Origin of the sequence: Metallumcola ferriviriculae, from assembly GCF_035573695.1 — a bacterium.
GTDB classification, from domain to species: domain Bacteria; phylum Bacillota; class JADQBR01; order JADQBR01; family JADQBR01; genus Metallumcola; species Metallumcola ferriviriculae.
Genome location: NZ_CP121694.1, coordinates 1926113 through 1951794, shown reverse-complemented (window position 1 = coordinate 1951794; position 25682 = coordinate 1926113). Strand labels below are relative to the sequence as shown.

General features: G+C 42.7%; 27 protein-coding genes, 1 tRNA gene and 3 riboswitches. Of the genes, 13 read left to right on the top strand and 15 right to left on the bottom strand.

What is annotated here, in order from left to right:
• Positions 1-24: 24 nt before the first annotated feature.
• From MFMK1_RS09780 to MFMK1_RS09755, 6 genes are all read right to left on the bottom strand, one after another.
• Positions 25-732 (bottom strand): ABC transporter ATP-binding protein, encoded by a 708-nt coding sequence (locus tag MFMK1_RS09780; protein ID WP_366921527.1) that lies wholly within the window; start codon positions 730-732, stop codon positions 25-27.
• Entirely contained in the window at positions 726-2540 is a 1815-nt protein-coding gene (locus MFMK1_RS09775; protein ID WP_366921526.1) for a branched-chain amino acid ABC transporter ATP-binding protein/permease, read from the bottom strand. Before MFMK1_RS09775 ends, MFMK1_RS09780 begins: the two co-directional genes overlap by 7 nt.
• Positions 2494-3447: a branched-chain amino acid ABC transporter permease gene (locus MFMK1_RS09770; RefSeq protein ID WP_366921525.1), complete on the bottom strand. Its 954-nt coding sequence runs from the start codon at positions 3445-3447 to the stop codon at positions 2494-2496. The genes MFMK1_RS09775 and MFMK1_RS09770 overlap by 47 nt, the downstream gene beginning before the upstream one ends.
• A 511-nt stretch (positions 3448-3958) precedes the next feature.
• Positions 3959-5215 (bottom strand): ABC transporter substrate-binding protein, encoded by a 1257-nt coding sequence (locus MFMK1_RS09765; protein WP_366921524.1) that lies wholly within the window; start codon positions 5213-5215, stop codon positions 3959-3961.
• A gap of 462 nt (positions 5216-5677) precedes the next feature.
• The gene (locus MFMK1_RS09760; protein ID WP_366921523.1) at positions 5678-5821 is read right to left on the bottom strand and encodes a hypothetical protein; all 144 of its coding nucleotides are present in this window, start codon (positions 5819-5821) and stop codon (positions 5678-5680) included.
• Positions 5811-7406 (bottom strand): CoA-transferase, encoded by a 1596-nt coding sequence (locus MFMK1_RS09755; RefSeq protein ID WP_366921522.1) that lies wholly within the window; start codon positions 7404-7406, stop codon positions 5811-5813. Before MFMK1_RS09755 ends, MFMK1_RS09760 begins: the two co-directional genes overlap by 11 nt.
• A gap of 969 nt (positions 7407-8375) precedes the next feature.
• Here MFMK1_RS09755 and MFMK1_RS09750 point away from each other — a divergent pair.
• A complete protein-coding gene (locus MFMK1_RS09750) occupies positions 8376-8948 on the top strand; it encodes a group II intron maturase-specific domain-containing protein (protein WP_366921521.1) in 573 nt (190 codons plus the stop codon).
• 222 nt (positions 8949-9170) lie between these two features.
• Here MFMK1_RS09750 and MFMK1_RS09745 read toward each other — a convergent pair whose 3' ends face one another.
• Positions 9171-9551, bottom strand: coding sequence for a DUF4372 domain-containing protein (locus MFMK1_RS09745; protein WP_366921520.1), 381 nt, complete (start codon positions 9549-9551; stop codon positions 9171-9173).
• A gap of 364 nt (positions 9552-9915) precedes the next feature.
• Here MFMK1_RS09745 and MFMK1_RS09740 point away from each other — a divergent pair, with 364 nt between their 5' ends.
• The 3 genes from MFMK1_RS09740 (at position 9916) to MFMK1_RS09730 (ending at position 10972) form a co-directional block, all read left to right on the top strand.
• Positions 9916-10155 (top strand): MTH865 family protein, encoded by a 240-nt coding sequence (locus MFMK1_RS09740; protein ID WP_366921519.1) that lies wholly within the window; start codon positions 9916-9918, stop codon positions 10153-10155.
• Positions 10156-10167: 12 nt separating this feature from the next.
• Positions 10168-10746 carry a DUF1638 domain-containing protein gene (locus tag MFMK1_RS09735; protein WP_366921518.1) on the top strand — a complete coding sequence of 193 codons (579 nt, stop codon included), beginning with the start codon at positions 10168-10170 and terminating at the stop codon, positions 10744-10746.
• 79 nt (positions 10747-10825) lie between these two features.
• The gene (locus MFMK1_RS09730; protein WP_366921517.1) at positions 10826-10972 is read left to right on the top strand and encodes a hypothetical protein; all 147 of its coding nucleotides are present in this window, start codon (positions 10826-10828) and stop codon (positions 10970-10972) included.
• A 34-nt stretch (positions 10973-11006) separates the two neighbouring features.
• On the opposite strand, the gene MFMK1_RS09725 is transcribed toward MFMK1_RS09730, so the two are convergent.
• Both MFMK1_RS09725 and MFMK1_RS09720 read right to left on the bottom strand, forming a co-directional pair.
• Positions 11007-11702 (bottom strand): Crp/Fnr family transcriptional regulator, encoded by a 696-nt coding sequence (locus MFMK1_RS09725; RefSeq protein ID WP_366921516.1) that lies wholly within the window; start codon positions 11700-11702, stop codon positions 11007-11009.
• 280 nt (positions 11703-11982) lie between these two features.
• Positions 11983-12294 (bottom strand): pyridoxamine 5'-phosphate oxidase family protein, encoded by a 312-nt coding sequence (locus MFMK1_RS09720; RefSeq protein WP_366921515.1) that lies wholly within the window; start codon positions 12292-12294, stop codon positions 11983-11985.
• Positions 12295-12754: 460 nt separating this feature from the next.
• Positions 12755-12889, top strand: a riboswitch (cyclic di-AMP (ydaO/yuaA leader).
• A 146-nt stretch (positions 12890-13035) separates the two neighbouring features.
• On the opposite strand from MFMK1_RS09720, the gene MFMK1_RS09715 reads away from it, so the two are divergent.
• The 6 genes from MFMK1_RS09715 to MFMK1_RS09690 all read left to right on the top strand — a co-directional run bounded on the left by MFMK1_RS09715 (position 13036) and on the right by MFMK1_RS09690 (position 18395).
• Positions 13036-13398, top strand: coding sequence for a Na-translocating system protein MpsC family protein (locus tag MFMK1_RS09715; RefSeq protein WP_366921514.1), 363 nt, complete (start codon positions 13036-13038; stop codon positions 13396-13398).
• Between the two features lie 140 nt (positions 13399-13538).
• Positions 13539-14210, top strand: coding sequence for a transglutaminase-like domain-containing protein (locus MFMK1_RS09710; RefSeq protein ID WP_366921513.1), 672 nt, complete (start codon positions 13539-13541; stop codon positions 14208-14210).
• Positions 14137-14532: an NAD-binding protein gene (locus MFMK1_RS09705; protein WP_366921512.1), complete on the top strand. Its 396-nt coding sequence runs from the start codon at positions 14137-14139 to the stop codon at positions 14530-14532. Before MFMK1_RS09710 ends, MFMK1_RS09705 begins: the two co-directional genes overlap by 74 nt.
• The gene (locus MFMK1_RS09700; protein WP_366921511.1) at positions 14529-15209 is read left to right on the top strand and encodes a potassium channel family protein; all 681 of its coding nucleotides are present in this window, start codon (positions 14529-14531) and stop codon (positions 15207-15209) included. The genes MFMK1_RS09705 and MFMK1_RS09700 overlap by 4 nt, the downstream gene beginning before the upstream one ends.
• Before the next feature lie 6 nt (positions 15210-15215).
• Positions 15216-16688, top strand: coding sequence for a TrkH family potassium uptake protein (locus tag MFMK1_RS09695; RefSeq protein ID WP_366921510.1), 1473 nt, complete (start codon positions 15216-15218; stop codon positions 16686-16688).
• Positions 16689-16953: 265 nt separating this feature from the next.
• Positions 16954-17084: riboswitch (cyclic di-AMP (ydaO/yuaA leader) on the top strand.
• 132 nt (positions 17085-17216) lie between these two features.
• Positions 17217-18395 (top strand): Na+/H+ antiporter NhaA, encoded by a 1179-nt coding sequence (locus MFMK1_RS09690; RefSeq protein WP_366921509.1) that lies wholly within the window; start codon positions 17217-17219, stop codon positions 18393-18395.
• 831 nt (positions 18396-19226) lie between these two features.
• On the opposite strand, the gene MFMK1_RS09685 is transcribed toward MFMK1_RS09690, so the two are convergent.
• A complete protein-coding gene (locus MFMK1_RS09685) occupies positions 19227-19490 on the bottom strand; it encodes a hypothetical protein (RefSeq protein WP_366921508.1) in 264 nt (87 codons plus the stop codon).
• 323 nt (positions 19491-19813) lie between these two features.
• On the bottom strand, positions 19814-21247 hold the full coding sequence (locus MFMK1_RS09680; protein WP_428846297.1) for a transposase: 1434 nt from the start codon (positions 21245-21247) through the stop codon (positions 19814-19816).
• A gap of 164 nt (positions 21248-21411) precedes the next feature.
• Between MFMK1_RS09680 and MFMK1_RS09675 the strand changes: the two genes are divergently transcribed.
• Both MFMK1_RS09675 and MFMK1_RS09670 read left to right on the top strand, forming a co-directional pair.
• The gene (locus MFMK1_RS09675; protein WP_366921506.1) at positions 21412-21663 is read left to right on the top strand and encodes a helix-turn-helix domain-containing protein; all 252 of its coding nucleotides are present in this window, start codon (positions 21412-21414) and stop codon (positions 21661-21663) included.
• 178 nt (positions 21664-21841) lie between these two features.
• Complete coding sequence (locus MFMK1_RS09670; protein WP_366921505.1) at positions 21842-22063, top strand: tyrosine-type recombinase/integrase; 222 nt, start codon at positions 21842-21844, stop codon at positions 22061-22063.
• Between the two features lie 100 nt (positions 22064-22163).
• Here the strand turns inward: MFMK1_RS09670 and MFMK1_RS09665 are convergent.
• Positions 22164-22238: transfer RNA gene (locus MFMK1_RS09665), tRNA-Thr, on the bottom strand.
• Positions 22239-22425: 187 nt separating this feature from the next.
• Positions 22426-22511: riboswitch (SAM riboswitch) on the top strand.
• Positions 22512-22578: 67 nt separating this feature from the next.
• Here MFMK1_RS09665 and MFMK1_RS09660 point away from each other — a divergent pair.
• Positions 22579-23727, top strand: coding sequence for a trans-sulfuration enzyme family protein (locus MFMK1_RS09660; protein ID WP_366921504.1), 1149 nt, complete (start codon positions 22579-22581; stop codon positions 23725-23727).
• 25 nt (positions 23728-23752) lie between these two features.
• Here MFMK1_RS09660 and MFMK1_RS09655 read toward each other — a convergent pair whose 3' ends face one another.
• The 3 genes from MFMK1_RS09655 to MFMK1_RS09645 form a co-directional block, all read right to left on the bottom strand.
• Complete coding sequence (locus MFMK1_RS09655) at positions 23753-24427, bottom strand: SanA/YdcF family protein (RefSeq protein WP_366921503.1); 675 nt, start codon at positions 24425-24427, stop codon at positions 23753-23755.
• Positions 24428-24450: 23 nt separating this feature from the next.
• Positions 24451-25218, bottom strand: coding sequence for an ABC transporter ATP-binding protein (locus MFMK1_RS09650; protein ID WP_366924916.1), 768 nt, complete (start codon positions 25216-25218; stop codon positions 24451-24453).
• A gap of 193 nt (positions 25219-25411) precedes the next feature.
• Positions 25412-25630: a hypothetical protein gene (locus MFMK1_RS09645; protein ID WP_366921502.1), complete on the bottom strand. Its 219-nt coding sequence runs from the start codon at positions 25628-25630 to the stop codon at positions 25412-25414.
• Positions 25631-25682: the final 52 nt, after the last annotated feature.

The following is a 25682-nucleotide window of genomic DNA, read 5'->3' as shown; positions in this document are numbered from 1 at the left end:
ATTCCACTTAACCTTTAATTTTTATCAGACATTACCTAAATATGCCTTTACAATATCATCACTGTTCTTCACTTCGTCCTTGGTACCCGAAAATACTATATTTCCGGTCTCAAGAATATACGCATAGTCCGAAATGCTAAGCGCGTTTTCGACCATCTGCTCAACCAGTATTATTGTTACACCCATCTGCTTTATCTCCGTCAGCAATTTGAAAACATCCTTTACTATTATCGGAGCAAGACCGAGCGATGGTTCGTCAAGAATAAGAAGATCGGGTCCCGTTATTAAGGCTCTTACAATTGCAAGCATCTGCTGCTCTCCACCCGATAATGTGCCTCCGATTTGCTTGCGTCTTTCCTTAAGCCTTGGAAATCGGTCAAACATTTCATCCATTCGGTCACGTATCTTTTTTGCGTCCTTTTCCACATACGCTCCGAGAAGGATGTTCTCTTCAACAGTATGCTCCGCAAATATCTGCCTGCCTTCTGGGACAAGCCTTATTCCTTTTCTGACAAGCTTATCCGGAGCTTTCCTGGTTATATCCTCGCCATTATATACGATATTCCCTTCCTTTGACCGGTGGAGACCCACAATGGTATTTAGTATCGTACTCTTTCCCGCTCCGTTCGCTCCCGCTATCGTAACAACTGAGCCTTTCTTTACATCAAACGATACGTGGTGAACGACTTCTGTCTTACCGTAAGCGATAGTTAAATTCTCAACCTTCAGCATGCCGTCACCTCTTCTCCCAGATATGCTTTCCTTACTAGCGGGTCTACGCTCACTTCCGCCGGAGTACCTTCCGCAATCTTCTTTCCATAATCTATAACCGTTATGTAATCAGAAATACCCATTACTATGCTCATATGGTGTTCGATCATAAGTACCGTTATCCCGACATCTCTTATTTTCTTAATTATCTCGGAAAGCTCTGCTACTTCCGTTTCATTAAGACCGGCGCAAGGCTCATCCAGTACCATGAGTTTTGGCCTTTCGCATAGGGCACGGGCAATCTCCAACAGTTTCTGCTGTCCCGCTGAAAGGCTTCCGGGGGCAAAATTCGACTTACTGTCCAGTCCCATCAGTCTCAGGCAGTCGTAAGCTTCCAGATATGCTTCTTTTTCTTCTTGTCTTTTCTTGCGCGAATGGAAGATTGCGCCCGCCATACTATATGTGTAGTATATTCTTCCCCCCATCGCCACGTTATCTATTACACGCAAGTCTTTGAACAACCGGACATGCTGATATGTCCGGGCTATTCCGCGCTTCACCGAAACGAAGGGTTCCATTCCCGTTATATCCTCGCCGATGAATATAGCGCTGCCTTCGCTCGGTTTGTCGATACCCGTTATCATATTAACCGTAGTCGTCTTTCCAGCTCCGTTCGGTCCGATTAAGGAATGTACCGTACCTCTCTTAATCTCAAAGTCTAGATTCCCTACAGCCGTAAGTCCACCGAATCTCCTTGTGAGATTTTTTACTTCCAGGATATTTTCAGGACCATCCGCAGAAACTTTGTATTTTTCAAAGCTTATCGGCATCCTGTCGCTTAAATTTTCTATATGTCTGTTATCTTCGATTGCCCCGAAATGTTTCTTTATTTTTCCTACAATACCGTCGGGCATTACCTGCGTCAGTATGATAAGAAGCCCACCGAAGACTATCTGCTTAAGGTCCGGTGATGCATTGAAAAATTCCGGTATTATCATTACGACGGTAACGCCGATAGCTGGGCCGCTCAATGTGCCCGTTCCGCCTATAACGACTGTCAAAAGGATAAATATTGTCAGGTAGAATCCAAAAGTGTCAGGACTGATAAACTCACTGTAGCTTGCATATAGGGAACCGGCGACTCCTATTACCATTGAGCTTATGAGCAGTGCAATAATCTTGAAATTCCTATTGTTTATGCCTACTCCCGACGCCGCTACCTCGTCATCCTTGACCGCAATAAAATCACGGCCCCAATGGCTTTTGATCAAGCCCCATTCAAATAACATGATGAGAATCAGGAAGAAAAAAATTACATAGTATTTTGCATAATTACTGAGCTCCATACCGAATATGGACCATTTGGGAAGGAAAAATCCCGCCGCGCCTTGCGTTAAAGAACTCCACTCGTTGAGTATCCTCTGCACGACCTCTAAAATGCCAAGGCTTATCATGGCAAGATAGTGGCCTTTCACCTTATGTGCCGGCAAGGATATCAGAAGGCTTATCAGTCCAGTGGCAACCATTGCTACAAGCATACCGACCAGGAACGGCATTTTAAGGGTGGTAATCGTTATTGCCGACGCATATGCACCGACGCCAAAAATAGCCGCGGCGGAGAGGGTCAGCATACCACAATACCCTGAGGAAATATCATAACCGATCGACAAAATGATGTAAATAAATAAAATTATAGCAAATCGCAAAAAATAATTACCGGCCATGAACGGAAATGCCAAGCAGGTGAATAGCAATGCCAGCTTTAGTATGTTAAACCACAAGCTATACTTTTTCCGTAGCGGACCAGTTTTTATTAAAAATTTTGGCACTCATTATCCCCCCCGGTAAAAATATTATCACAATAATCATTATAAAGAAGCTGATCGAATCCTTTATCCCGGCGGGGACAAACATACTTATGAAGATTTCGACGAGCCCCAATACGAAGCCTCCGACAAATGCTCCTTTTGTGTCTTCAAATCCGCCCAACACAGCGGCTGCAAATCCTTTCAGGCCGATTGAACTCGTCATGGTGTAACTCGCAAACGTAATAGGAGCGATTAATACACCGGCTACCGCCGACACGATCCCGGCCATTGCAAAGCAGGACAATATTATCTTTTCGCTATTGATGCCCATCAGCTCCGAAGTTGTCGGCCTGAATGCAACAGCGCGTACAGCCCTACCAAACTGGGTCTTCTTTATTATCACATGGTATATAACTCCGATAACGAGGGTTATCGTTATCATCATCAACTCATGAAGCATGATGTTTGCCCCAAGAAATTTTACGATTTTGCCATCGAATAAATACGGAAACGCCTGCGGCTCGGTACCAAACACCATTCGCGCAATATTATCCAATATGATAGCCGCGCCGAACAATGTGATAATCCACCCTACATTATCCTGCAAGTCCCCAAGTTTCTTAACGCACGTCTCATACATTACTATGCTCAGCACTATGCTGACGGCTATTGCAAATAATAGAGCAGGTATATAGCTAAATCCGTATATTACGATCAGCCACCAGCTCACCATTGCGCCCATCATTACAATAGATGCGTATCCAAAATTAATGATGCCTGTCGTAGAGCTAACAATTCCGATTGCAAGCGCCATTAGTGCGTATATGCTGCCGTTCGCCAACCCAAATATTAATTGCTGCACCCTCTCATTCTCCTTTCTTTGTACTGCCTGTAACTGTTCCGGCCAGTGTTTTAATCGTTTTCTCATTATAATGTACTTGCCTCAGGATGACCCATCACGATTTGTTGGACAGACAATAGTGAGATAAAATACTCTTGTGTGGGGTCTAACGGCTGCTTAAAAAGCAAAGAGTCATACAAGAGGATAGGCTGAGCTAAAAACAGCTACCTCGCGTAGCAAATCTGGAAGAATCGTTAACCTTACCAAAAAAGCAAAGGCCATCTTTGCAACAACACAGCATCGGAAGCGAATATGCCAGTTCATCTGAGGTCAAGCTTCGAACAACCGGCGAAGAAAATGGCCAATTGCTTAATTTGTCAGGGGAACAACTATTAGGCCTGGATAAACCGGCCACCCAGCAGCTAACAAGTAGAGCAAGTCACACTCACTTGGTCAGCTGATTTCAAACGTCAATCAACTACCTCAATATAAGCATCCATACATCATTATTTTTTTCTAACAAACGGTGTGTCGAATATCGGTTATTTGTGAACCAATATCGACACACCACATTCTGATTTTAGTGTACGTTTTACTCTTACTTTGTAAAGGATCCTCTGATAGAAACGTCTCCGAAGATTTTATCCGATGATACCATTGGGTCTAACAGAACAGGCAAAAGATCTTTTCCGGAAATAGCTTCATGATTTGTTGGCGAGAACCTATACGTGTTTGCAACACCAATCTTCAAAGGATACTCGGAAATTTTTGTCTCTAGGGTATTTTTTACTAAGTCGGGATCGAAAGAACTCGCTGTTTCGACTGCCCATTTATAAAGATAAACCGCATCATAGCCGGATGCCACCATCATAGGGGAGGTGCTTCTACCGCCGGGTCCGTATTTATCGTATTTCTCGACTATCTTATCATAGAGTTTCTGACGTGCTTCATCCAGCTGAGTTTCACCTTTTTCTACCGACCAGTAGCCGCCAAGCATATAGCTCCTGCTAATGCCATCTCCGGCAAGCTCTCGGAAATTCGGCAAAGAGAGTCCTGTGTATCCAAGAAAAATCACGTTGTCCATATAATCGATTCTTGAAAGTGCGGAGACTATTCTCGCACCATCTGCACCAAGGGTCCAGGCGAGTACCACGTCTGCGCCAGCATCCTTAATCTTCTCTGCAACAGGCGTCATATCTACATCTCCGGATTTATATTGAATTGCTTCTACCGGCTTTATTCCGGCTGCTTTGCTGGCTGCTTGCAAAGCGGCTATTCCATCATTCCCCAGGGCGGTCGTGTCGCCGAGCAGCACAGCCCTTTGAAAATCGGCTTCTTTTGCGATATTTACAAGGGCTTCAGCCTGTACCGGACTTGGGAAGAATGTTCTGAAGGTATAAGGATATTTTTCAACATTAGTAAGCTGGGTGTTGGTTGCAATGTTAAGTATCTGAATAATTTTGTTTTCATTGACATAAGCTTCAGAAGCGGCAACGCTTGTTGAGTTCGGCTGGCCAATCATCATCTGAACTTTCTCTTTATCAATCAGTTCTTGAACAGCAGTTTTTGATTTTGTCGGGTCTGCTTCATCGTCACGCGATACAAATTTAATGGTTTTTCCCATAATTCCGCCTGCATTGTTAATTTCTTCAATAGCGAGTTCGGCGCCCTGCTTAGTGGCTAGTCCCATCGTAGCCGACGGACCGGTCATTGGACCGACATATCCGAGTAATACTTCGCCGCCCGCCTCATCTGCAGTATTGTCCGTCGTTTTGGAAGTGCATCCAGCCAGTACTAACGTCATCATTAAAACTATAACGAATATTGCGATGACAGGCTGATTTTTCCTCATCATTATTCATTCCCCCATTTCATTTTTTATCATATCGGATAAATGCTAGCAATCATAACATTCATGCCGTTATGGACATCTTTCAAAAATGCCAAATTCAAAACCGCGCAATTTTGAATAACACCGAACTGAGATATTACTCTTCTGTCATATTAGCCAACCGAGAATCCGCCGTTATTTTCCCTGCGTTGTTTACAATCATAGCTTCACATAGCTTCACTCCCTATTCCCATAACAACAAAATATGAACATTGGTCACCCTTTTTTCAGTCAATGATGAATTTTCTAATAATTCATTAGATTCCTTTAATTACGCTTCCCCTGTCCTTCATTTCCCTTTGTTAGATATTTTAACACTCGAAAAAACAAATGTCAAGCAATTTAAGTGTATCTCACCGGGTAAATAAGCAAATATTGCGGACTTTGAGAAAAGTATACTTTAATTGCAATGTTACCGAAATATATTTATTTTTTTGAACTTTTATCTTTAATTCCACTTTCAATAAACTTCCCCTTTCTCTCAATTACCTGTTCTGTATCCACCGGCAAACAAAATTTCCTCATCTGTAACCCAGGAGGCTTCTTGGTTTCTAGAATACTATCGGACATAATCCGCTCCCTTCGTCTCAAAACAGAGTTTGGGCATTTCCTTGAGGTCTACCGCAATCGACGGAGTAAAATCCAGATGATCAAGGATATCTTTTTTAAGGTCGAGTCCTGGGGCGATCTCGATGATCTCGAGCCCGTCTTCTTTCAGCTTTAATACGCATCGTTCGGTGATATATAGAACCGTCTTATTGTTGGCGAACTCAAGCCCCGCGTTCATAGAGATGCTCTCCACATCCGCCACGATTTTCTTATCTTTCCCGTCGCGCGGGACTAACTCTCCGTTTTCGATATCGTAGCCCGATCCCTGCATGAAGGTAAAGCAGTACACCAGTTTGTCAGAAGAGTGAACGATGTAATTAAAACCACCTACACCCGCGAGGCGTGTCCCCTTTTTGCAGACGTTGACGTTGCCCTTTTGGTCTATCTCCAGAGCGCCTAGAAAACCGATATCGAGCCCGCCGCCCTCGTAAAATCTAAATTGGGACGCTTGGTCATAGATGGCGTCGGTATTCATGGATACGCTGAATACCGAGGACAACTGTACCCCGCCGCTGACGCCAGTCTCGGTGGTCATCACGACGGAATCCATATCGATTCCGAGATCTATGGCCTCGCCGCTAATCATCTGCGGGATGCCGAACCCGATATTCACGACAACCTCTGGGTACAGCTCCATTGCCGCCCTTCTGGCTATGACTTTGTGCTTGATCTTTCTTTTCCGGGCACTGTTGTTGGTATCTTCTTCTATGATCTTATGTATTTGTTCCTCACTGCACCGCTCTTCATTGGAGAAGTACGGGCTATATTCAAGGTGCGGAGCCGCCTGTACTATACTGGGATCGAGGATGATCCCGTCCACCAGGAAGTGCGGAATGTGCACGAGACGCGGGTTGAAATACTCTTCCTTCAGTTCCTTGACATATACGAAGACCTTGCCCCCCTCGTTTTTGACCGCCATGGCTACCCCGAGGGCATCATTGTTGGATGGCTCGGCTTTGAGGGTGATATTGCCGTTTAGGTCGGCATAGCTTGACTTCAGTACGGCGATGTCCTCCCTTATTGCTTTAAACCAGAGGTATTGTTCTCCATCCACTTCCCTGAGTTCAACCAAGTCTTCCATCTCTAGTCCCTCGTTGAGTTTACAGCCCTCATGGCGGGGATCCTGCTGAGTGCCCAGTCCGACCTTTGTCAGGTAGCCATTCTTACCAGCGGCCCTTTCGCTCGTTAAGATCGACAGCACACCCTGAGAGATATTGTATGCCTCTATCTCGTTGTTCCTGATCAATGGAAATAGCGCGTGATGAAATCCCATATGTCCGCCAACCACCCGCCTGACAAGGCCCTTGTGGGCTAGGTACTCAAAGTAATTGTAGCCCGGCACATTGCTCCCAGGAGAACCCTCCGAGACGATGCAAAGATCTCTCGGATGCCCGGTCTTTAGGAACGATTGCCTAATGTTTTTAAAGATTATAGCGGACGAGCACACCAAGGCTGCGCCAGAAATCCGCACGGTAGCACCGTCAGGTATCAGCTTGACGACTTCGTCCGCAGTCATGAGTTTTTTCTTCAATGATGAATCAGTCATAATAACCTCCATTCCGCCGCTACCACCAGCGGCACAAATAGTAATGAAAATGATGTGCGTTCATTGGTTTATCCCATATTTCACTCTAGCTATGTTCCTATATAATAACTCTAGCGATTATATATGAGAATGTCAAGCAAGTATTTGTATATATAACGTAAAATATTAATAAATAAAATAACTAGAGATATTTTTATTTATAGTTTCGGTATATTAAATTATTACGACATCTGGATTATAATTTTCTTTAGTTCCACATGTCTACAATTTTATTGGGCCTCATTAGCGCATCGGCTATCTCTCTTCCTAAGAAAATCAGAGATAATGGGCGGTGATTATCCGCGACCCTCCTACTCCATCATGCAAGCGGTTCCACACTAGTCGGTTCATCAATTATGATTGCGAAGCCAGAAAACGTTATGCTGTCGTCAAACACCCCAAAGAATAAAAAACAACGTCTCACTCGAGAGTCTATCGTCAAAGAAACAGAGCGCCGCCTAGAAGAGCTTATAAAAAAACCGCCCTATCCCGAAAGTGCCTCGGGATAAGACGGTTAATAATCGTAGAAACCCCCTTCTAGAAATAGAAAGGGGTGGTAACATTTTTAGTATTTTGTTATTTTACATGGCCTAAATTGTCCATGCTCGTGCGTGCTTCGTCTGCTCACCTATTGTGGCGAGACGTGAACGCTAGCAAGTTTCACTCGTGCACCTCTTGGCTGCTCGCCTAATGCGGACCGTCAGAATTAAACTACAGTTTTATTTTAACCTAAAATACAATTATGGCAAGAGAAAATAAAGTAGAAGATCACCATTGTTAAATCCCAGCTTTATATTAAGGGTCCCTAGTATCCCCCCCCCTATGTTAGGATAGTTGTCGTAGGGCTCCGAGTAAAGTATAGTTAATATAAAGACTCGGAGGAGGAAAAGCCATGCTGGCGTAATAAGTCCTGTACTATAGAATCTCTTCATGCCTATGCATTTGACAAGTGGATGGCGTCACATTTCCCAAACAACCCCATCTGTCGATTCGCTGATGATGGTATTGTGCATTGTAAAAGTAAGGCAGAAGCGGCAAGCACTAAGTAGGCGATTTGAGTCCTGTGGCCTAGAATTACATCCTACGAAAACAAAAGTGGTGTACTGTAAGGACAGTAACAGAAAAGAGAAAGAAGATGTGACAAACTTCACTTTTCTAGGTTATACCTTTCATCCCAGAAAAGCCAAAGGGTGGAAGGGAGCAGAATTCACAAGTTTTCTGCCAGCAATTAGCCAAGAGGCGCAAAAACGTATTAGACAAGAAATAAGGAAGTGGAAATTGAAATTACACCACATTGGACTAGAGGAAATTGCAAAAGAATACAATCCCATTATTCAAGGGTGGTTGAATTATTATGGGAAAAACGGTCGCAAAATATTACGGAAAGTCCTAGAGTACATCAACTTACATCTGGTCCTTTGGACTAAGGGTAAATTTAAGAAGCTTAAACGGAAAAAGATGCGAGCTATCAACTTTTTAGAAAGAATCACTAGCGTTGCATAAAAACTTTTGACAAATAGCAAGCGGAAATTTCAAAAGCCGCAGCATTACTGTATTTTGCATATATGTATAATATTTACAATGGGTTTCTTTGGTTTGGTGAAAGAGGAGCAACCACCTAAGGGTATTCCTCATCCACATTTTGACAGAGAATATACTTTTACGGAATTACCGGGTCATAGTCCAGATCACTCAAGTGATCTGCTTTGTCTGTTATCACCTGCCTTAGTATTTCTTGGTAGATTGCTTCATGGTCCGGTTGTCGTCGCCGGCCTCTTTCAAAACCTTAAAGGTTAGGTCTTTAAAAAGCGTTTGGAAAACCTCTGTGGGCAAATTGTTTAGCCGCCGTGATATTTGCGAAAAGCTGATGGATTTAAGGTTAATTTCCTGGCTGAAATCTTGATTATTAAGACTGTTACTGATAGCTCGTAAACCCTTTAGTTGTTCAAGTTGAGCATAAATCATAAAAATGATGAATTGTGGCGTAAAAAGCTTTTTTACGTATTTATCAACCCCTAAATCTTTTATTTGCTTGAAAAACTGCCCATTTAAGATGGGTTTGAACAGTTGATAAAATGTGGATTTTTTGGTATCCTTGCCTTGCATTTTTGTCTCTCTTATTTAGAGATTTGGGCAAGGACTACCCTGTATCTCTATTATAAGGGGTTTTTCTTGTTAAATCAGGCTTTTTCGGTGATTTTCTGCAGTTTTTCTGCCGTTGTTAATGGTTGACAAATCTGGTTATTGTTTATGCAACGCTAGTGAATTTTAGCTCAAAAATGAATTTTCTCAATTCCTTTGAAAATTTACCGATCTCATCTTTTTCTTTTTCATTGCTCACCCCCATATACATTGATTTTATTTCACTAGAGAGTGCCTAGTCAAGAAAGTAATTCTCCCGAATTTTTTGTAAAGTGGTTTACAGCTTTAGATTCCAAAAAGTGTTACCATTATTTCAGGAGGTGATACAATGAATACTGCGGAAATTATTAAGAAACAAATTGTCGGCGCTCTAGCCGCTGCAAAATTCCCTATTAACAGTCCCGAGGAATTGCTGCAGGCCTTTCCCCAGGGAACTGATACCACTTGCGAAGCCGGCGATATCAAAGTAACTGCCGGTGAAGCAGGCAAACTGTTAACTACGCAGGATTTCCCCTTCACCAGTGCGGAACACGTAGCGGTAACCATTGTTGGCCGCGCCGGCCTGTAAAGGAGTATAAATATGAAACTAATTGCATGCGGCATCTTTAAAAGAGAATTGGAAAAGGTACAATCCGAGGCCCCTGATATATTTGCCGGCATAGAAACCGAATTTCTCACTCCGGCACTACATGTTAGTTTGGCAGCATTAGAAAAGGAAGTAACAAGTCGCCTGGAAATAGAGCCACAACCGGCACTGCTTTATGGTTGTAACTGCCACCCGGAATTGAAGGAAATTTGCCGGGAGGCTAACTGCTTATTGCCCCAAGGGGTGGATTGTGCTCAGGTGCTTGCCGGCAAAGAATTTCTTCAGGAAATCAGCCAAGGCAGTAATGATTTCTACCTTACTCCTGGTTGGCTTGAACACGCCGATGAAATATTTAAACATGGATTAGGCTGGGATAGCATTGATGCCAGGCAGAATTTAGGGTTTTATGACCGGATGGTGCTGTTGGATACTGACGTACGGCCAATAGATGACCTAGAAATTCTGGGATTTTACGATTATTGCCAGGTGCCGATAGAACGTGTTGCTTTGTCGCTACAGTTTTTCAAACAGAATTTACTGCAAATGCTTTCCGACAGAAAAAATAGGAGGTAACTATGGGAAAAATTGTTGTTGGCATTAGCGGCACGGGAAATACCACCTGTCTCTCATGCATGAAAGTGATGATTGCGACATGAGTACATTACCGCATATTTTTGGCGAAGGAGCTCACCCCAGTAAAGATAAATATTCATCCATCTGCGAACAGAATGAAGTAACAGAGCATGCCAGGAAGTTAGGTGAAAATATAGCAGCGTTTCTTTCTGGAAAGGGTGCTTAACCAATCCTACACTAACGCCCTGCGGGTTATTGACCTACAGGGCTTCGGTGTTTATAAATTTAGTATTTAAACATTGGTCTTTTAGTACATAATATCGACCTTGTTTAGTCAGGAAACCAGCTTCTTTGAACTTTTTAATCACCTGGGCTACCATCACTCGAGAAGCCCCAATCATGTTGGCCATGTCCTGCTGAGTAAGGTTCAGCTCAATTAACTGCCCCGAGGATGTTTCTTTGCCGTATTCCTTAGCGAGTCGGAAAAACAATGCTAACAGTTTATCCTCTACCGAGTAATTGGCGGTGTCACTCAACTGCTGCATCGCTGAATAAAGCTTTTGCCCCAGATTGGCAATAACACTTAGTGCAATATTGGGTTTATTTTTGATTAATGTTTCGAATTGTGATAAGGAAAACGCACAGACATGTACTTCTTCTAAGGCTACCGCATCACTCAGATGTTTCTGTTTTTTAAACAGAGCCATTTCCCCCAAAACATTGCCTCTACCCACGATGTCCAGTATTATTTCTTTTCCTTCTTCTGTGCACTGAGCGAGTTTGATTATGCCTTCTTTAATTAGATAGATTGTATCCGCAGCTTGTTCTCGGCAAAATAGGAAATCACCTTTTTTAAGTGTTATTTTTGATGCATTTAGGCAGACATTTTTAAAATCTTCCATGGCCAGCCCGTCAAAAATAGGCAGACTGCGCAGACAGAGGATACATTTAGACATTGTAAATTCTCCTTGGCTAAAAGGTATTTTCTAAATCATAACACCAAAGACCCCTTGCGGCAACCACTGCAGTATAAAAAACTTCACCTCCTAATTGCTGGCTTCTAAAGCTTTGACTGCGTGACTAGTTCTACCGTTTTTTCTCCCACTGGCACTAATTCCCAGTATAATAAAAATCTCCCTCCCAGGTTTTACAGATGCAAATTCTCACATGCCAAAAACGGCCCGTAGAGGGCCGAAAAAATGGCAATATGGGTTTATTTGACCTTCATACACTTCATTACAGCAAGCTTTCAACTTTTTCCGTTTTAAACAAAACTTCTTTTCCTTCTACGCAAGCTTTTCCGGATAGACGGAAGCCTTTGGGACCATCATCGGTAGCGGCAATACCAACCTGCATCAGGCCGTTATCCGTTATATTCTGCTGCGTAGTCTCCATCTTGTAGATGCCAAAGACCAGAATATCGTCATCCCTTACTTCTTTTACTTTGCCCACCACTATAAGATGTGGCTGACCATCGGCAGACACTGTGGTAATGGGAACAAAGGGTGCTTGTTCAATGACCGCTTTAACGTCATTTGTAATAACCAAAATAAAACCCTCCTTTCTATGATTTTAGTTAATTATAAACCTTGACTGTTCAATAAATCTGTAAAATATTTTACTAAGCAAAGGCTTTATTTGTAATTTCTTCAACTTCCCACTATAAAGGAACTGCTGAATATCCATAACACTTTTCATTTCTTCCAACGCCTGCCCAATAGGGCATTTTTGTCTAAGAATACAAGGTCATCCTCGGACTGACAAAGCACGTGATGGTAGATGTTTGTCGTTCTCCCTAAGAACAACAGAAAGAGTTTGGTTCATTATAGTGACTTAAGTAAAACATAGCACGGTCCAGTAAATAGTTTGTCCTTCCTTGAAATAATACTCTTTTCCAAGGTCAATGCATTGTAGAAGTTATTTTTGGCCGATTTCGATGAAATGCAAGGCTTTTTCCCAGTTGAATATGTCAACAAGAAGCGTAAAATAGTAGTCAAGAACAAAGTTAATAGCGTAATCGCCGAATCCTTTTAGGAACGGGGGACCCAATTTTTTGGGGTGAATCTTCTGCTTTACAGAAGTAGGGTTACTTTTCCCAACCCGAACCCGACAGCTAACCTCGTAGGCGTTGGAAAAGGAGATGATATCTTATGAATCATGGTTCTTCTCCATGATTTTTTTGCTTTTCCCAGTAAGTTTGGGGATGTATTTCGGAGGGTTTTAAAATCAGCCGATTGCCGACCTCGAAGAATGCGGTGTTCTAAATACTTCTTCAAAGGATGGTCGAATATGAGCAAAAAAGGTCTTATGGAAGAGAAAGTAACTAATGCTATGATAAAGATTCAGAAAGAACAAACCGGAAGGGGAGCCACATCAGGTAAAAGTTATATAATTCAAGATATGATTGCCGTTCGCTTAAGGGGTGTGCTGACGCCCGCTGAAAGCAAGTTAACCCATGACAGTGAGGGGTGCAGATTGATAAAAGATCTGCGATTTCACCTTGAGCATATGACTAGGCCGCAGATGGAAAAAATAATTTACGATATTACAGGAGTTAAAGTTATTAGCGTACACGGAGATATCAGCACTAAAACCGGTGAAAGGCTTGAAGTATTTATGTTGGGAGAAAATTTAGAAGAGAAATTAAATTGACAAAGAATAACCGAATAGTTTCTGGGAAATGACCGCAGGGCCATGTTTGGTTTTGCCGGTGATAGACCAGCTGTTATCCCTTAGGGAAAATGGCTGGTCTTTGTCTTTTTACCACTATACTATATGAAAGGATGACCATTATGCAAACTCTGAAAGAGTTCTTGAAGCAAAGCGAATATATCAATTCTCTTGATACCAGGATCATTGATAAAGCACAAAAGTTGGCCAAATCTGAAACTGACCCTTCCGGTGTAGTAAAAAGGTTTTTCTATTTTGTCAGGGACCGGATACCTTTTGACCCGGTTGAAGAAGAAATCCCCGTACGGGCTTCAGCGGTTCTAGTATTTGGCAAGGGTAGTGCGCTGGGTAAAGCATGTCTGCTCGCTGCGTTATGTAGAGCAGAGGGAATTCCTGCGGGAATTAGTTTTCAATTGCTTAAAGACCACAAAGTATTAACCAGTTCAAAACAAGCAACTGAAAAATGGCATGGTATCACCAGTATGTGGCTGGCCGACAGGTGGCTAAAATTAGACCCTTCTTTAGACAGGCACTTTGCCCTGGGGCGTAAGTTCTTTGCTCCTGGTTTTGATGGAATAAACGATGCCCTTTTACCTGCCAAAGACTGGCAGGGAGTTGATAATTACGAAATAGGTGAAACCAGTCCGGTTTTCGCCGGCGTACCAAATTGTTTTATTGACCATAACCATAAAACTGAAGTTGAAAAAGGGGTGATTTCCAGTGTATGTGATAATTGCGGGCTGCGGTGCAGTTGGGTCACAACTGGCCAATACCCTGGCCAAGGCCATGCATAATATCGTAGTTATTGATGAGGATAACAAGTCTTTTGAAAAACTGGAACCGGGGTTTAACGGCAGGACAGTGCAGGGCAATACCATTGACCTGGAGGTACAGAGGAAAGCCGGCATGGACAAAGCCGACGTGTTTATTGCCGTGACCCAAAATGATAATGCCAATTTAATGGCTGCCCAAATGGCCAAAAAGATTTTTTCTGTTAGGCAAGTAACAGCCCGTGCCAGCGGCACACATGCGCAAATGATATCAGCACGGCATAATATTGAAATAATTTATCCTGTGACGCTGCAAATACGGCAGATAATGGAGGTAATATCATGAGAATCACCGTAATTGGCGGCGGTAAGGTCGGTTATTACCTGGTGAAGACGTTGTTGGACCACAAGCATAAGGTGACTTTGATAGAAAAGGATCCGGACCGGGCTCAAAAAATTGCCGACGAACTTGGGGTTTTAGTAATAAAGGGTGATGGCTCGGACTTAAATACCCTGAAGGAAGCGGAAGTTGATTTGGCTAAAGTTTTGGTAGTGGTTACCGGTAAAGATGAAGATAATTTGATTGCTGTTCAGGTGGCCAGCGAGAACTTCTCCATTCCCCGGATAATTGTACGGGTAAATAATCCTAAGAACGAAGAAGTTTTCCAGCGTTTGGGAATTGAAACCACCGTGAGCAGTACCGGCACAATTGCCGGGTTAATTGAAAAAGAGGCGGTTACCGATGAAATTAAGACCTTACTGACATTTGAAAGGGGCTCCATGACCATAGTTGAAGCAACTATTAGGGCGGATTCCCCCGTAGTTGATAAAAGTGTACTGCAGATAGCTTCAAAACTGCCTCAGAATTGCGTGCTGGTCACGGTTCTGCGGGAACATCAAGTGATATTTCCCCGGGGAGATACAGTGCTTCGCAAGGGGGATGCCTTAATAGCCGTAACTACCTTGGATAATCAAGATGCCCTGGAAATCGTCCTAATGGGGGCAGCGAAAAGAAGGGTGTGATTTTTGTTGACCTATCGAGAAAAAATTTTAAGGGAATACCGGACAATCGCATATTATTTCGGAAAACTAATTATCGGCATCGGCGTGGTACAGTTAATTCCTATTCCTATGCTGATGTTCCAAACAAGTACCTTCTTAGATTTCATCGCCTTTATTGCACCGGCAGCCTTAGCTATCATAGGGGGCTATGCAATAGTAAAGTATACTATAAACGGAGCAACTGCTTTTTCCATGAAATCCGGGGCAGTGGTGGTAACTCTCACCTGGGTCGTTGCCGTTATATTAGGTGCGATACCTTTTGTAGTTACCGGCCAGTTAACATGGCTGGATGCTATCTTTGAAGCCATGAGCGGCTGGACAACAACCGGTTTATCCATGGTTGATGTGTCCCAAACTTCCCCGGTATTTTTGTTTTGGCGCAGTCTAATGCAATTTGTGGGCGGGGCCGGATTAGCTGTCTTGATGCTTTCGGCAGTAGTCGGCCCGGAAGCCAACGGTCTTTATGAAGCAGAGGCACGCAGTGATAGATTTGTACCCAATGTTATTGATACCAGTCGGATATTGCTAAAACTTTATTTGACGTATTTTGGAGTGGGTGCTGTTTTATATATGCTGTCCGGAATGACATGGTTTGATGCCATCAACCATTCAATGGCTGTTTTATCCACGGGAGGCTTTTCCACCCGAGGGGAAAGTATAGGCTATTGGAACAGCATTTCCGTAGAGACGGTAACTTTAGTGTTAATGATTCTAGGTACCACCAACTTTTCCACCCATTATGTATTATTAACACAAAGACGCATTAAGACGCTAATGGATAATGAAGTGGTCGCATTTTTTGTACTGATGGGGATTACCGTACCTTTGATCCTGTATGCCCTTGTAAATACAGTATACCAGGGCGTGGGGCATACATTTCGAATTGCTTTGTTTCAGGCGATTTCAGCCCTCTCCACAACGGGTTTTCAAACAGTTCCTTTTACCCATTGGACCGAAACAGCAGTATTATTAATTATCATTTTAATGATTATCGGCGGGGGTACGGGAGCTACCGCCGGGGGTCTAAAGCTCTATCGGATCTCCCTTGCTTTTAAAACTGTGTACTGGTCAATAAAAAGTAAATTATTCCCCAGAACCGCCATAATACGCCACACCCTCAATAAGCAGGGTGAAGAGGTGGTTATCAGCCATGAACACTTGCTAGAGGTTGCCTTTTATATCTTTATTTACCTCATGACTTACTTGGCAGGTGTGTTGGTGCTCATGTTTAGCGGCTTCAGTTTAAGAGATTCATTATTTGAATTTGCTTCTTCATTGGGTACAGTCGGACTTTCAGTGGGTATAACCGGGCCAGACATGCCGGCAGCGGCAAAAGTGGCGGAGATACTGGGTATGTGGCTGGGTAGATTGGAGTTCACCGCTATAATAGTAGCAATCAGTAAACTAGTTAAGGATTGTTGGCAATCGCTGAGAAGTTGAAATACTGTGAGCCAAGTTCTAAAATTGTAAAGATTATCAAGAAATGTTGCCTCTACAAGTTCTGAGGCAACATTTCTATCTCACATTAGCATTATAAATTAACGAGCATTCCTTAGCATAATGTGTCTAATTAGAAAGAAACAAGGAATCTGTCAAGACGTCGCTGGTACAGATATTACCATAGACCATTTTGGCGCTATTTAAAGTTTAAATTAATTTGACTACATAAATCATAAGCGTAGAATTAATGTAGAAACTAAAGTTAATAACGCAATCGCCGAATCCTTTAGGAACGGGGGACCCAATTTTCTGGGGTGAGTCCTCTATGTAGAGGTAGGGTTACTTTTCCCAACCCGAACCCGACAGCTAACCTCGTAGGCGTTGGAAAAGGAGATGATCTTTATGAATCATGGTTCTTCTCCATGATTTTTTGTTTTTCAACCATTTTTATTTTTAAGAATTGCTTTATAACCATAAGAAAAAATACAAAAGATCGGAACTTTTGTAATCTAGAGAGGATCTGAAAATATGAAAAATAAAACCGTAGAACTTCTCCGGGAATTTTCCATCCCCTTAATCGCGGGTGTAATAGTAGCCTTAATTTGGGCAAACATCGCCCCTGACGGTTATCACGAGCTAATGGAAAAAGAATTATTCTCCGGGGTAAACTTTCACTTTCTTATTAACGACGTGTTTATGGTCTTTTTCTTTGCCATCGCCGGCGTCGAAATTGTCCAAAGTCTCATGCCCGGCGGGGATTTGAACCCCATAAAAAAAGCCATCAATCCTCTGTTTGCCACTTTGGGCGGAGTTTTGGGACCGGTGGCAGTGTACTTAATTTTAAACTCTGTAATTGGTTCTCCAAATTTAATCAGGGGTTGGGGCGTTCCCACGGCTACAGACATTGCCCTGGCTTGGCTAATAGCGCGATTTGTCTTCGGTGCAAGCCATCCCGCAGTAAAGTTTCTGCTGCTGCTGGCTATAGCAGACGATGCAATTGGTCTAATCATTATTGCGGTGTTTTACCCGGATCCGCTGCATCCCACAGAACCGATTTGGTTACTGTTGACTTTAGCTGCTATGCTCGTGGCATATACATTGAGAAAAATCAATGTCAGAAACTATTGGCCCTATCTATTAATTCCGGGGGTACTAAGCTGGACAGGACTGCATAACGCCCACCTGCATCCGGCTTTAGCATTAATATTCGTTATCCCGTTTTTGCCGCACCCGGTGAGGCCGGTCGGCCATCTTTTCGATTCCGATGAATGTGAAGACGAAATTTCCACTTTGGCGCATTTCGAACACGATTGGAAGATAATAGTGGACTTTGGCCTTTTCTTCTTTGGCTTAACAAATGCCGGTGTGCAGTTTTCTAGCATCGGTACGGCAACGTGGCTTGTCTTCGCCGGGCTGCTGCTGGGCAAAACCATTGGGGTTTCTCTTCTGGCTAACATTGCTAGGCTGATTGGGTTTCCACTACCTGATGGTATGGGGCAAAAAGAACTTTTGGTAGCCGCTGTTGTAGCAGCAACGGGTCTAACCGTAGCTTTGTTTATGGCGGGCGCAGCCTTTGTACGTGCTGATGTGCAAGGCGCGGCAAAGATGGGGGCGCTTTTTAGTGCCGGTGCCGGGCTTATAGCGTTCCTTTTGGCTAAAGTATTAGGGATAAGGAAATCTGTCCAGGAAAATCCGGGCAATGCTTAAATAGAGATCTCAACCACACATAAATAGCAATCGAAGGATTTTTAATGAGCACTATTCTAAATAAACTGGGGCCGCCTCAGTTATTGGTACTAGGATTCGCAGGGGTTATAATTTTAGGCGCTCTTTTATTTTTCCTTTTCCATTCCTATATTCAAATAGAACAATTTTGCAGCTATTAGCTAAGCAATGTGTAGAACCAAGAAAAATTTTCGCAAGCGTATTTTAAACTGTTTGTTTCGCTGAAACAAACGGAAAGCTAACTTGAGTTAATGCGCTCTTTGTTATTTAAACGACATTTCTGAGGAAAGTGGTTTGCGCCGTTATTTAAACTGAGAGAGACATAACTACAGTGCTTTACCCTATCAATTTGTAAGGCCCTCAACCATACTGATTGAGGGCCTTTCTTGTGTGATGTGATATACGACCTTTTTGGGACGCTTACTATGAAAACATATTTTCAACTCTAAAATTAAACCCCTTTAGCACAGGGGGTTCAATTTGTTTTTAGACTGAAAATATAGCGTCTGTAGCTTGGCTGTCAAACAACGTTGCCGCCTGAACTAATTGGTCTGAATGTCCTTGAATTTTTGTTGCGCCATAAGGCACCTCTCCTTCCGTCTTTAGAAAATTAAGAAACCCCGACTACAACAGTTTCTTTTGCAGTCGGGGATTTTAGAATAAGGCGTAGTACATGCTAACAGTCTGTTTACATCTACTTTGCCGCTAATTGTCTTCCTGGGAATGCATTCCGGAAATCGGAGTATTACCGAGAGAAAAGGTACTAACAAAACCCCTCTTTCCCCCGTCAGCGCCAGGATTATTCTTTTTCGACTAAAATTTTCGCATCTGCCTTTTAAGAAGGGATGTCAGCTCTCTCATATCATCGAGATCTGTACCCAGCGTCTGCTGATACTGGACAAAGTTCTCCACAACGTACTTCCCTTCATCAAGCGCCCTGTTGACTTGGCCAGCAGATATTTCATTAGAGCCTAACAGGGTTTTCTTTAAGGAGCCGATAGTCTGTTTAAGTTGGTTACTTATTTTCTCCGCCTGCACTTTTTGGGGCCCTGCGGCCCCTGGTTTTAACGCAGGCACCGCAGGTATTATCTACCCCCTGATGGGCAGGAAAAGGACGCACGAGCGAACGAACCGTTTACTGGCAAATTTGTATCTACCTTTTTACACTTATACTAAAATTACCAACTGGTCCTTTATGTAGTAAGGAACCAGAATGCAGAACATCAGGATAGATTGTTTAATGTCTTAGGTAATTGCGAAATTCAAAATTTAACGTAGGCAGCTAATCAGAAAGTTTAATAAAGAGGACAGAAAATTTTAAGCAGAGGTTGGACAGAAAAAATTCGGCACAAATAACCGCAAGTATTTTGCGGGTTGAAAGAGCAAGTATAAAGGATTTGCTAAGCCAAAAGAGGTTTAAGGCTTCTGATGAGTTCGTGTTTATGGAGTTTGTCTGCAAGAATAACGGTAAGCAGTTGAGTAATTCCTGCAAGGAGTAAGTCAGCCTTAATGGTTAAAGCATTTGTAGTTTTTCTGTTGGCGACGCCAAAATTGGATTTAAAGTGTTGAATGGTTTGCTCAATAACGCAACGATTTTTGTAGATATCAATCCATTCAGGGGTGTCTCTAATAATGCCAGGATAAAGTCTTAAGTCTTTTTCAGGATAGGTATAAAACATTCTACCAGAAGGAGAGTCGGAGCAAGGATGTTCACATAAAGTAATGCGTTTAGAACCTTTCCACTTCATTTTTGGGCAAACCCATTTATCTCTAACAACGCCACTCCTTAAGGGCGCTTTACCTTCATATTTCATGGGTAAAGAAGAATCTAACGGACACAGAGGTTGTCCAGATTCGTTGAACCCGGGTTCAGGGAGGTTCTTAGAACCTCGTTCGTTCAGAGGAATGACTGTTTTTAAAAAGTGACAATCCTTCAATAAAAAGTTATAGGAATCGTTTGTATCAAAAGCAGCATCGCCAATAAACGTGCTGGGTTTAAAATGAGTATGTGTTTTAAAAAAGTCGCGCAGAACAGGTTTAAGTGCTTTAGAATCGGATAAGGATTTATCTTCATCAGGGGAATCAGACTTTTTCTCTATTGGGATTTCAGGGTGTGCATTTATAAAGTCTTCATCAAAAAAGGAAATATTTCTGACTATACCAAGGCCATTTGTGAGCATACCAAATTTATAGACATAGCAAAAATGGCCATTGATGTAAAGCTGTTTGACATTTGGATTTGATGATGCGCAGGAAGGCATAATGCCGTATGCCATTTTGTATGGGTCAACAGAAGAGTTGCCTTTGTATTGAGACTTAAGCTGCTTGATTAAGCGATTGATAAACTTAGGATTATTCTCAGTAACGTAAGCTTCAACGCCAGAGGTATCAAAGACGAGATATGAAGCAAGTTCTGAGTTAATTTGCTCACAAATAGGTTCAGTTTGATCAACAAGGTTATCAAAAAGTGTTTGAAGATGTTTAGAAAAATCTTGCTTAAATCGTGTAAATTTTGATGCATCAGGTACTTTAGAAAAACCACAGAATTCACGGATTTCCTTGGAAAAATTCAAAAAAATAATCAGAAGCGCATCTGTAGGAATAGAAAAGATTCTCTGAATGATGAGTGCATAAAGAAAAGACTCAAGCTTAAATTTTCGTTTGCGACCAAAGTGCTTGTAAAAAGCCTGATAGAAACTCAGCGAAATATACTCTGAAAGTTGAATATGCTCTTCAAGAAGCGCTAGAAACCGAGGTTTATCCTTATCAACGAAATCAAGACAACCGTCATAAATATCAGATAGGGATAATTGTTTAAATTTCACAGAATAGATCTCCTTTCTTGTTGAATGTAGATATTGCCTGTTAACTATATTTTACACAAGACAAGTGAGGAGTTCTATATAACTAAGCAAGAAAAAAGATAGAATTTGCAAGGGTTGCGGCGTTTTGCAAACGCCTATTGTTTAATGTCTGTATACGAGGAGGTGAGTAACTGGTGATTGCTGACAGGAAAATTACATCCACTGAGGAAAAGAATTCTAACGAAACCTTGCTTGCTTTATTTGAAGATAAAGTATTACTTACAGTTCCTGAAGTTGCTAAGATCTTAAGAATAGGAAGAACAAAAGCCTACGAGTTAGTACGCGACGATATTATACCTTCTATACGGCTTGGCAAACACATCCGTGTACCTTTGGTTTCATTAAAGAAGTGGTTGCAAATTCAAGTAAATAGTGATATACAATAGATGTCCTCTGGGTAAAGCCAAAGGAGGTTCGAGTGATGTCAAGAGGACATATTGAAGAGCGAGAGACGAAGACAAGAGGAACTGTTTATGATGTAATGGTGTCTTATACTGACCTTAAAACTGGCAGAAGGGCAAATATCTCACGCACTGTATACTCAAAACGTGAAGCTCAAAACACATGCGCAAAATGGTTGCGAAACTAGGGATTCCTGGCCTTACACCTCATAATTTGCGGCATTCGCATGCGACTTCTCTTTTGCTGAATAATGTACATCCAAAAGTTGTCCAAGAGCGTTTAGGTCATTCATCAATTGATGTTACAATCAACATATATTCCCACGTCGCACCATCACTACAACAAGAAGCTGCTAGCATTACTGATATACCTGCAAGAAGCTAAAAAATAGGGTTTGGTTTGATATCGGTTTGATAAAGCACTTTTGCCTCACCCGAACCAATATCCACCAAACCCTGAAACCCTTGCGGGGCCGACGTTTTTCTGGAGCTGATGGTCGGATTTGAACCGACGACCTGCGCATTACGAGTGCGCTGCTCTACCTCTGAGCCACATCAGCATAACATAATATATATTTTTTTATCAGCATTAAATATTTTACTCTTCTAAACCCTGATAGTCAAGTCTTCGAATTTGATAAGACTCTTTTCTGATGTAAAAGGCTGGGAGGTATTAGGTACTGCTCATATTTGACATGCTTGGAATTACATATTACAATTGTATGCACATCACCAAATGTAAATAAACTCTTATCAAGAGTGGTTGAGGGACAGGCCCCATGACGCCACGGCAACCTGCTGACTGCAAGGTGCCAATTCCTGCCAGATGAGAATCGGTAAACTCCTCATCTGAGGAGTTTTTTTGTTGGGTTTATTTGCCTACATAAGGAGGTAACCAAATTGAAGATTGAAACCAAATGTGTCTGGGCCGGGGTGTCAAAAAATGAGAAGACCGGAAGCATCAGCATGCCCATTTACCAGACTGCTACATTTAAACATCCAGGCCTTACAGAAAGCACCGGTTACGACTATTCCCGAACTGGTAACCCCACCCGAGAAGCCGTAGAGAAAAGTATCGCTGAATTGGAATCGGGAACCCGCGGGCTGGCCTTTTCTTCAGGCATGGCAGCAATCTCTGCTTTTATCCACCTTTTTAAAAGCGGTGATCATATCATTGTGTCCAATGACCTTTATGGGGGTACTTACCGCCTATTGGAGCAAATCTATGCCTCCCTTGGTTTAAAAGTGACCTACGTCAATACCAGTGATTTGGCTCAAATGGAAAAGGCTGTTAAGGGCATAACCAAAGGCATTTTAATTGAAAGCCCGTCTAACCCGATGATGAAAATTGCTGATATCAGTTTAATTGCTGATTTTGCCCGGCGCCACGGTTTATTGTTAGCCGTAGATAATACCTTTATGACTCCTTACTGGCAGCAGCCACTGTCTCTGGGAGCAGATATTGTGATTCACAGTGCGAGTAAGTACCTGGGTGGTCATAACGACCTTGTCGCCGGCTTAATTGCAGTAAAAGACCCGGGCTTAGGAGAAAAGCTGGGCTTCATTCAGAATTCCATCGGTTCAATTTTGGGACCACAGGATTCTTGGCTGCTGCTTCGAGGGCTTAAAACACTGGCAGTACGGTTAGAGCAAAGCCAGAAAAATGCCTTTGAACTGGTACATTGGTTAAAGAAACATCCTCAAGTAAAAAGTGTGTATTACCCGGGCTTAAAGGAACATCCCGGCTATCAAATCATGACAAAAAACTGTACAGGTTTTGGTGCTATGATTTCTTTTGAGGTAGCCCAGCCAGCACTTATTGGGACGGTTTTAAACCGGTTAAAGCTGATTTCCTTTGCTGAAAGCTTAGGCGGAGTAGAAAGCTTAATTACATTTCCCTGCCAGCAGACCCATGCCGATATTCCAAAAGAAATACGCGATGAGCTCGGTATCACAGATTGCCTGCTTAGATTATCGGTGGGTATCGAGCACGTGGGAGATCTTATCAATGACCTAGATCAGGCATTGACCATAGAGGAGGACAACTAGATGATCAACTAAGATGCATATGACATTACAATTTATCCCAAGTAACTCTGCCATCGCCGGTAATGGGTATTGCATCACCCAGGTATTTGGGGGTTGAATGCAGGATAAATAACTGTAGAAATGCCTTGTTGCGTGCTAAAATCTCTCGGAATTCGTAATAATTCTCGGCGTAATAAGTATGCTGGTCAGCCTTAAGTCCCACTGCATCAATGCCTAAGCTTCGGGCTGTAAATACTGCTCTGGGCAGATGAAATTCCTGGGTTATTACCGCTGCTCTGTCTATATTAAAAATATCCCTAGCTCTATACATGGAATCATAAGTACTAAAACCGGCATGATCCATAAAGATATCCTCCGAGGGCACCCCTTTTTCTAAGACAAATTGGCGCATGGTATTTACTTCATCGTATGATTTTTGCCCATGATCACCGCTAAGAAGTAGTTTTTCTGCCTTTCCGGATTGATATAAGTCAATTGCCTTGTTCAATCGGTCCGCCAGCATCGGGGACACCCTTCCATCCGAATAGACCCTGGCGCCAAGGACAATAGCTGCCTGCACCGGCTCAATTCGCTGCGCGGGAAAGATATGCTTCTCCCCACCAAATTTAATCATAAAATTTATAGAGAGAACCCCCACCACACCTAACACGGCAAGCAGAGCCAATACCTTAATTTTTTTCATCAAGCCTTTCTGTAACATACAAACTTTCCCCTTTAAAAAAATTAACACCTGTCAATATCAATCCATGCCCTGCCATCCCGCCACTTAACGGCAACCGGACGTTCGAAAAATTCAGAAAGGCTATCCCCGGTCAGTATCGCACCGGTCTCACCGGCTGCGAATGTTTCACCCCGACGCATCAATAATGTATGACTGAAGGCCGGTAAAATTTCTTCAGCGTGATGAGTGACATAAATTAAGGTGGGCGGGTTCTCAATCCTTGAAATGCGCTCCACGGTATCCAGCAGCTGCTCCCGCGCAAATAAATCCAAGCCGGAGCAGGGTTCATCCAGTATCAGTAGATCTGGTGAAGAAGCCAGCGCCCGTCCAATCATTACCTTTTGCCTTTCCCCTTGAGACAGGGTCTTGTAACGACGATGGGCAAAATGACTGCACTCGAGTTCTGCCATGATTTCTTCGGCTCGATGTTTTTCCTTGTCTCCAGGAAGCTGATAAAGGCCGATGGTGGCAAAACATCCTGATAAGATTATTTCTGCTGCCGTCTCATTGAGGTAAAGCTTTTCCTGCAGTGATGAACTGACCAATCCGATAGATTTGCGCATTTCCCGCAAATCACTGGCACCGAATGTATGACCCAAGACAGTAACCCGGCCAAGGGATGGGTATATATAGCCATTAATAATATCCAACAAAGTTGTCTTCCCTGAACCATTTAGACCCATCACTGCCCAGTTCTCCCCTGGGCGTACCTGCCACTCAATGCCTTTTAGAATTTTTATACCGTCCCGTATCCAGGAAACTCCCTGCATCTCGATAATCGCTTCTACCAACTGGCTTCAGACCTTTCTTTTGTTTTTATCTTTATTAACTTTCACTGTTATATTTCGACAAAACTTGCTTTTTAACCTTCAACAAGGAAACGTTTTCATCCCTTCGGTGCATTAAAAAATACCTTTTCTTGTACTGACAAAAAAAACAGGCCTTAAAAAAGACCTGTTCCTGTTATGCAACTCCTAGGCTTTGCAGTTCTTTAACGATATGGTGGTAGGAAATTGCTCCTGCCCATTTAGGTTCACCGTCTAAAGCAACAATTGGCAGTGGTGTCCCGGGATGATCCAAATGAGGCTTAACCTCGGGATAATCATTTACTGCGTCATCGCTAACATCAATGTAAGTCATTTCCACAGTGTCACCATATTGGTCCATTACCATCTTTCTCACCAGACCGGTGAGTTCTTCCTGAGTCTGTTTGGGGCCTCAACCGCCGCTATTG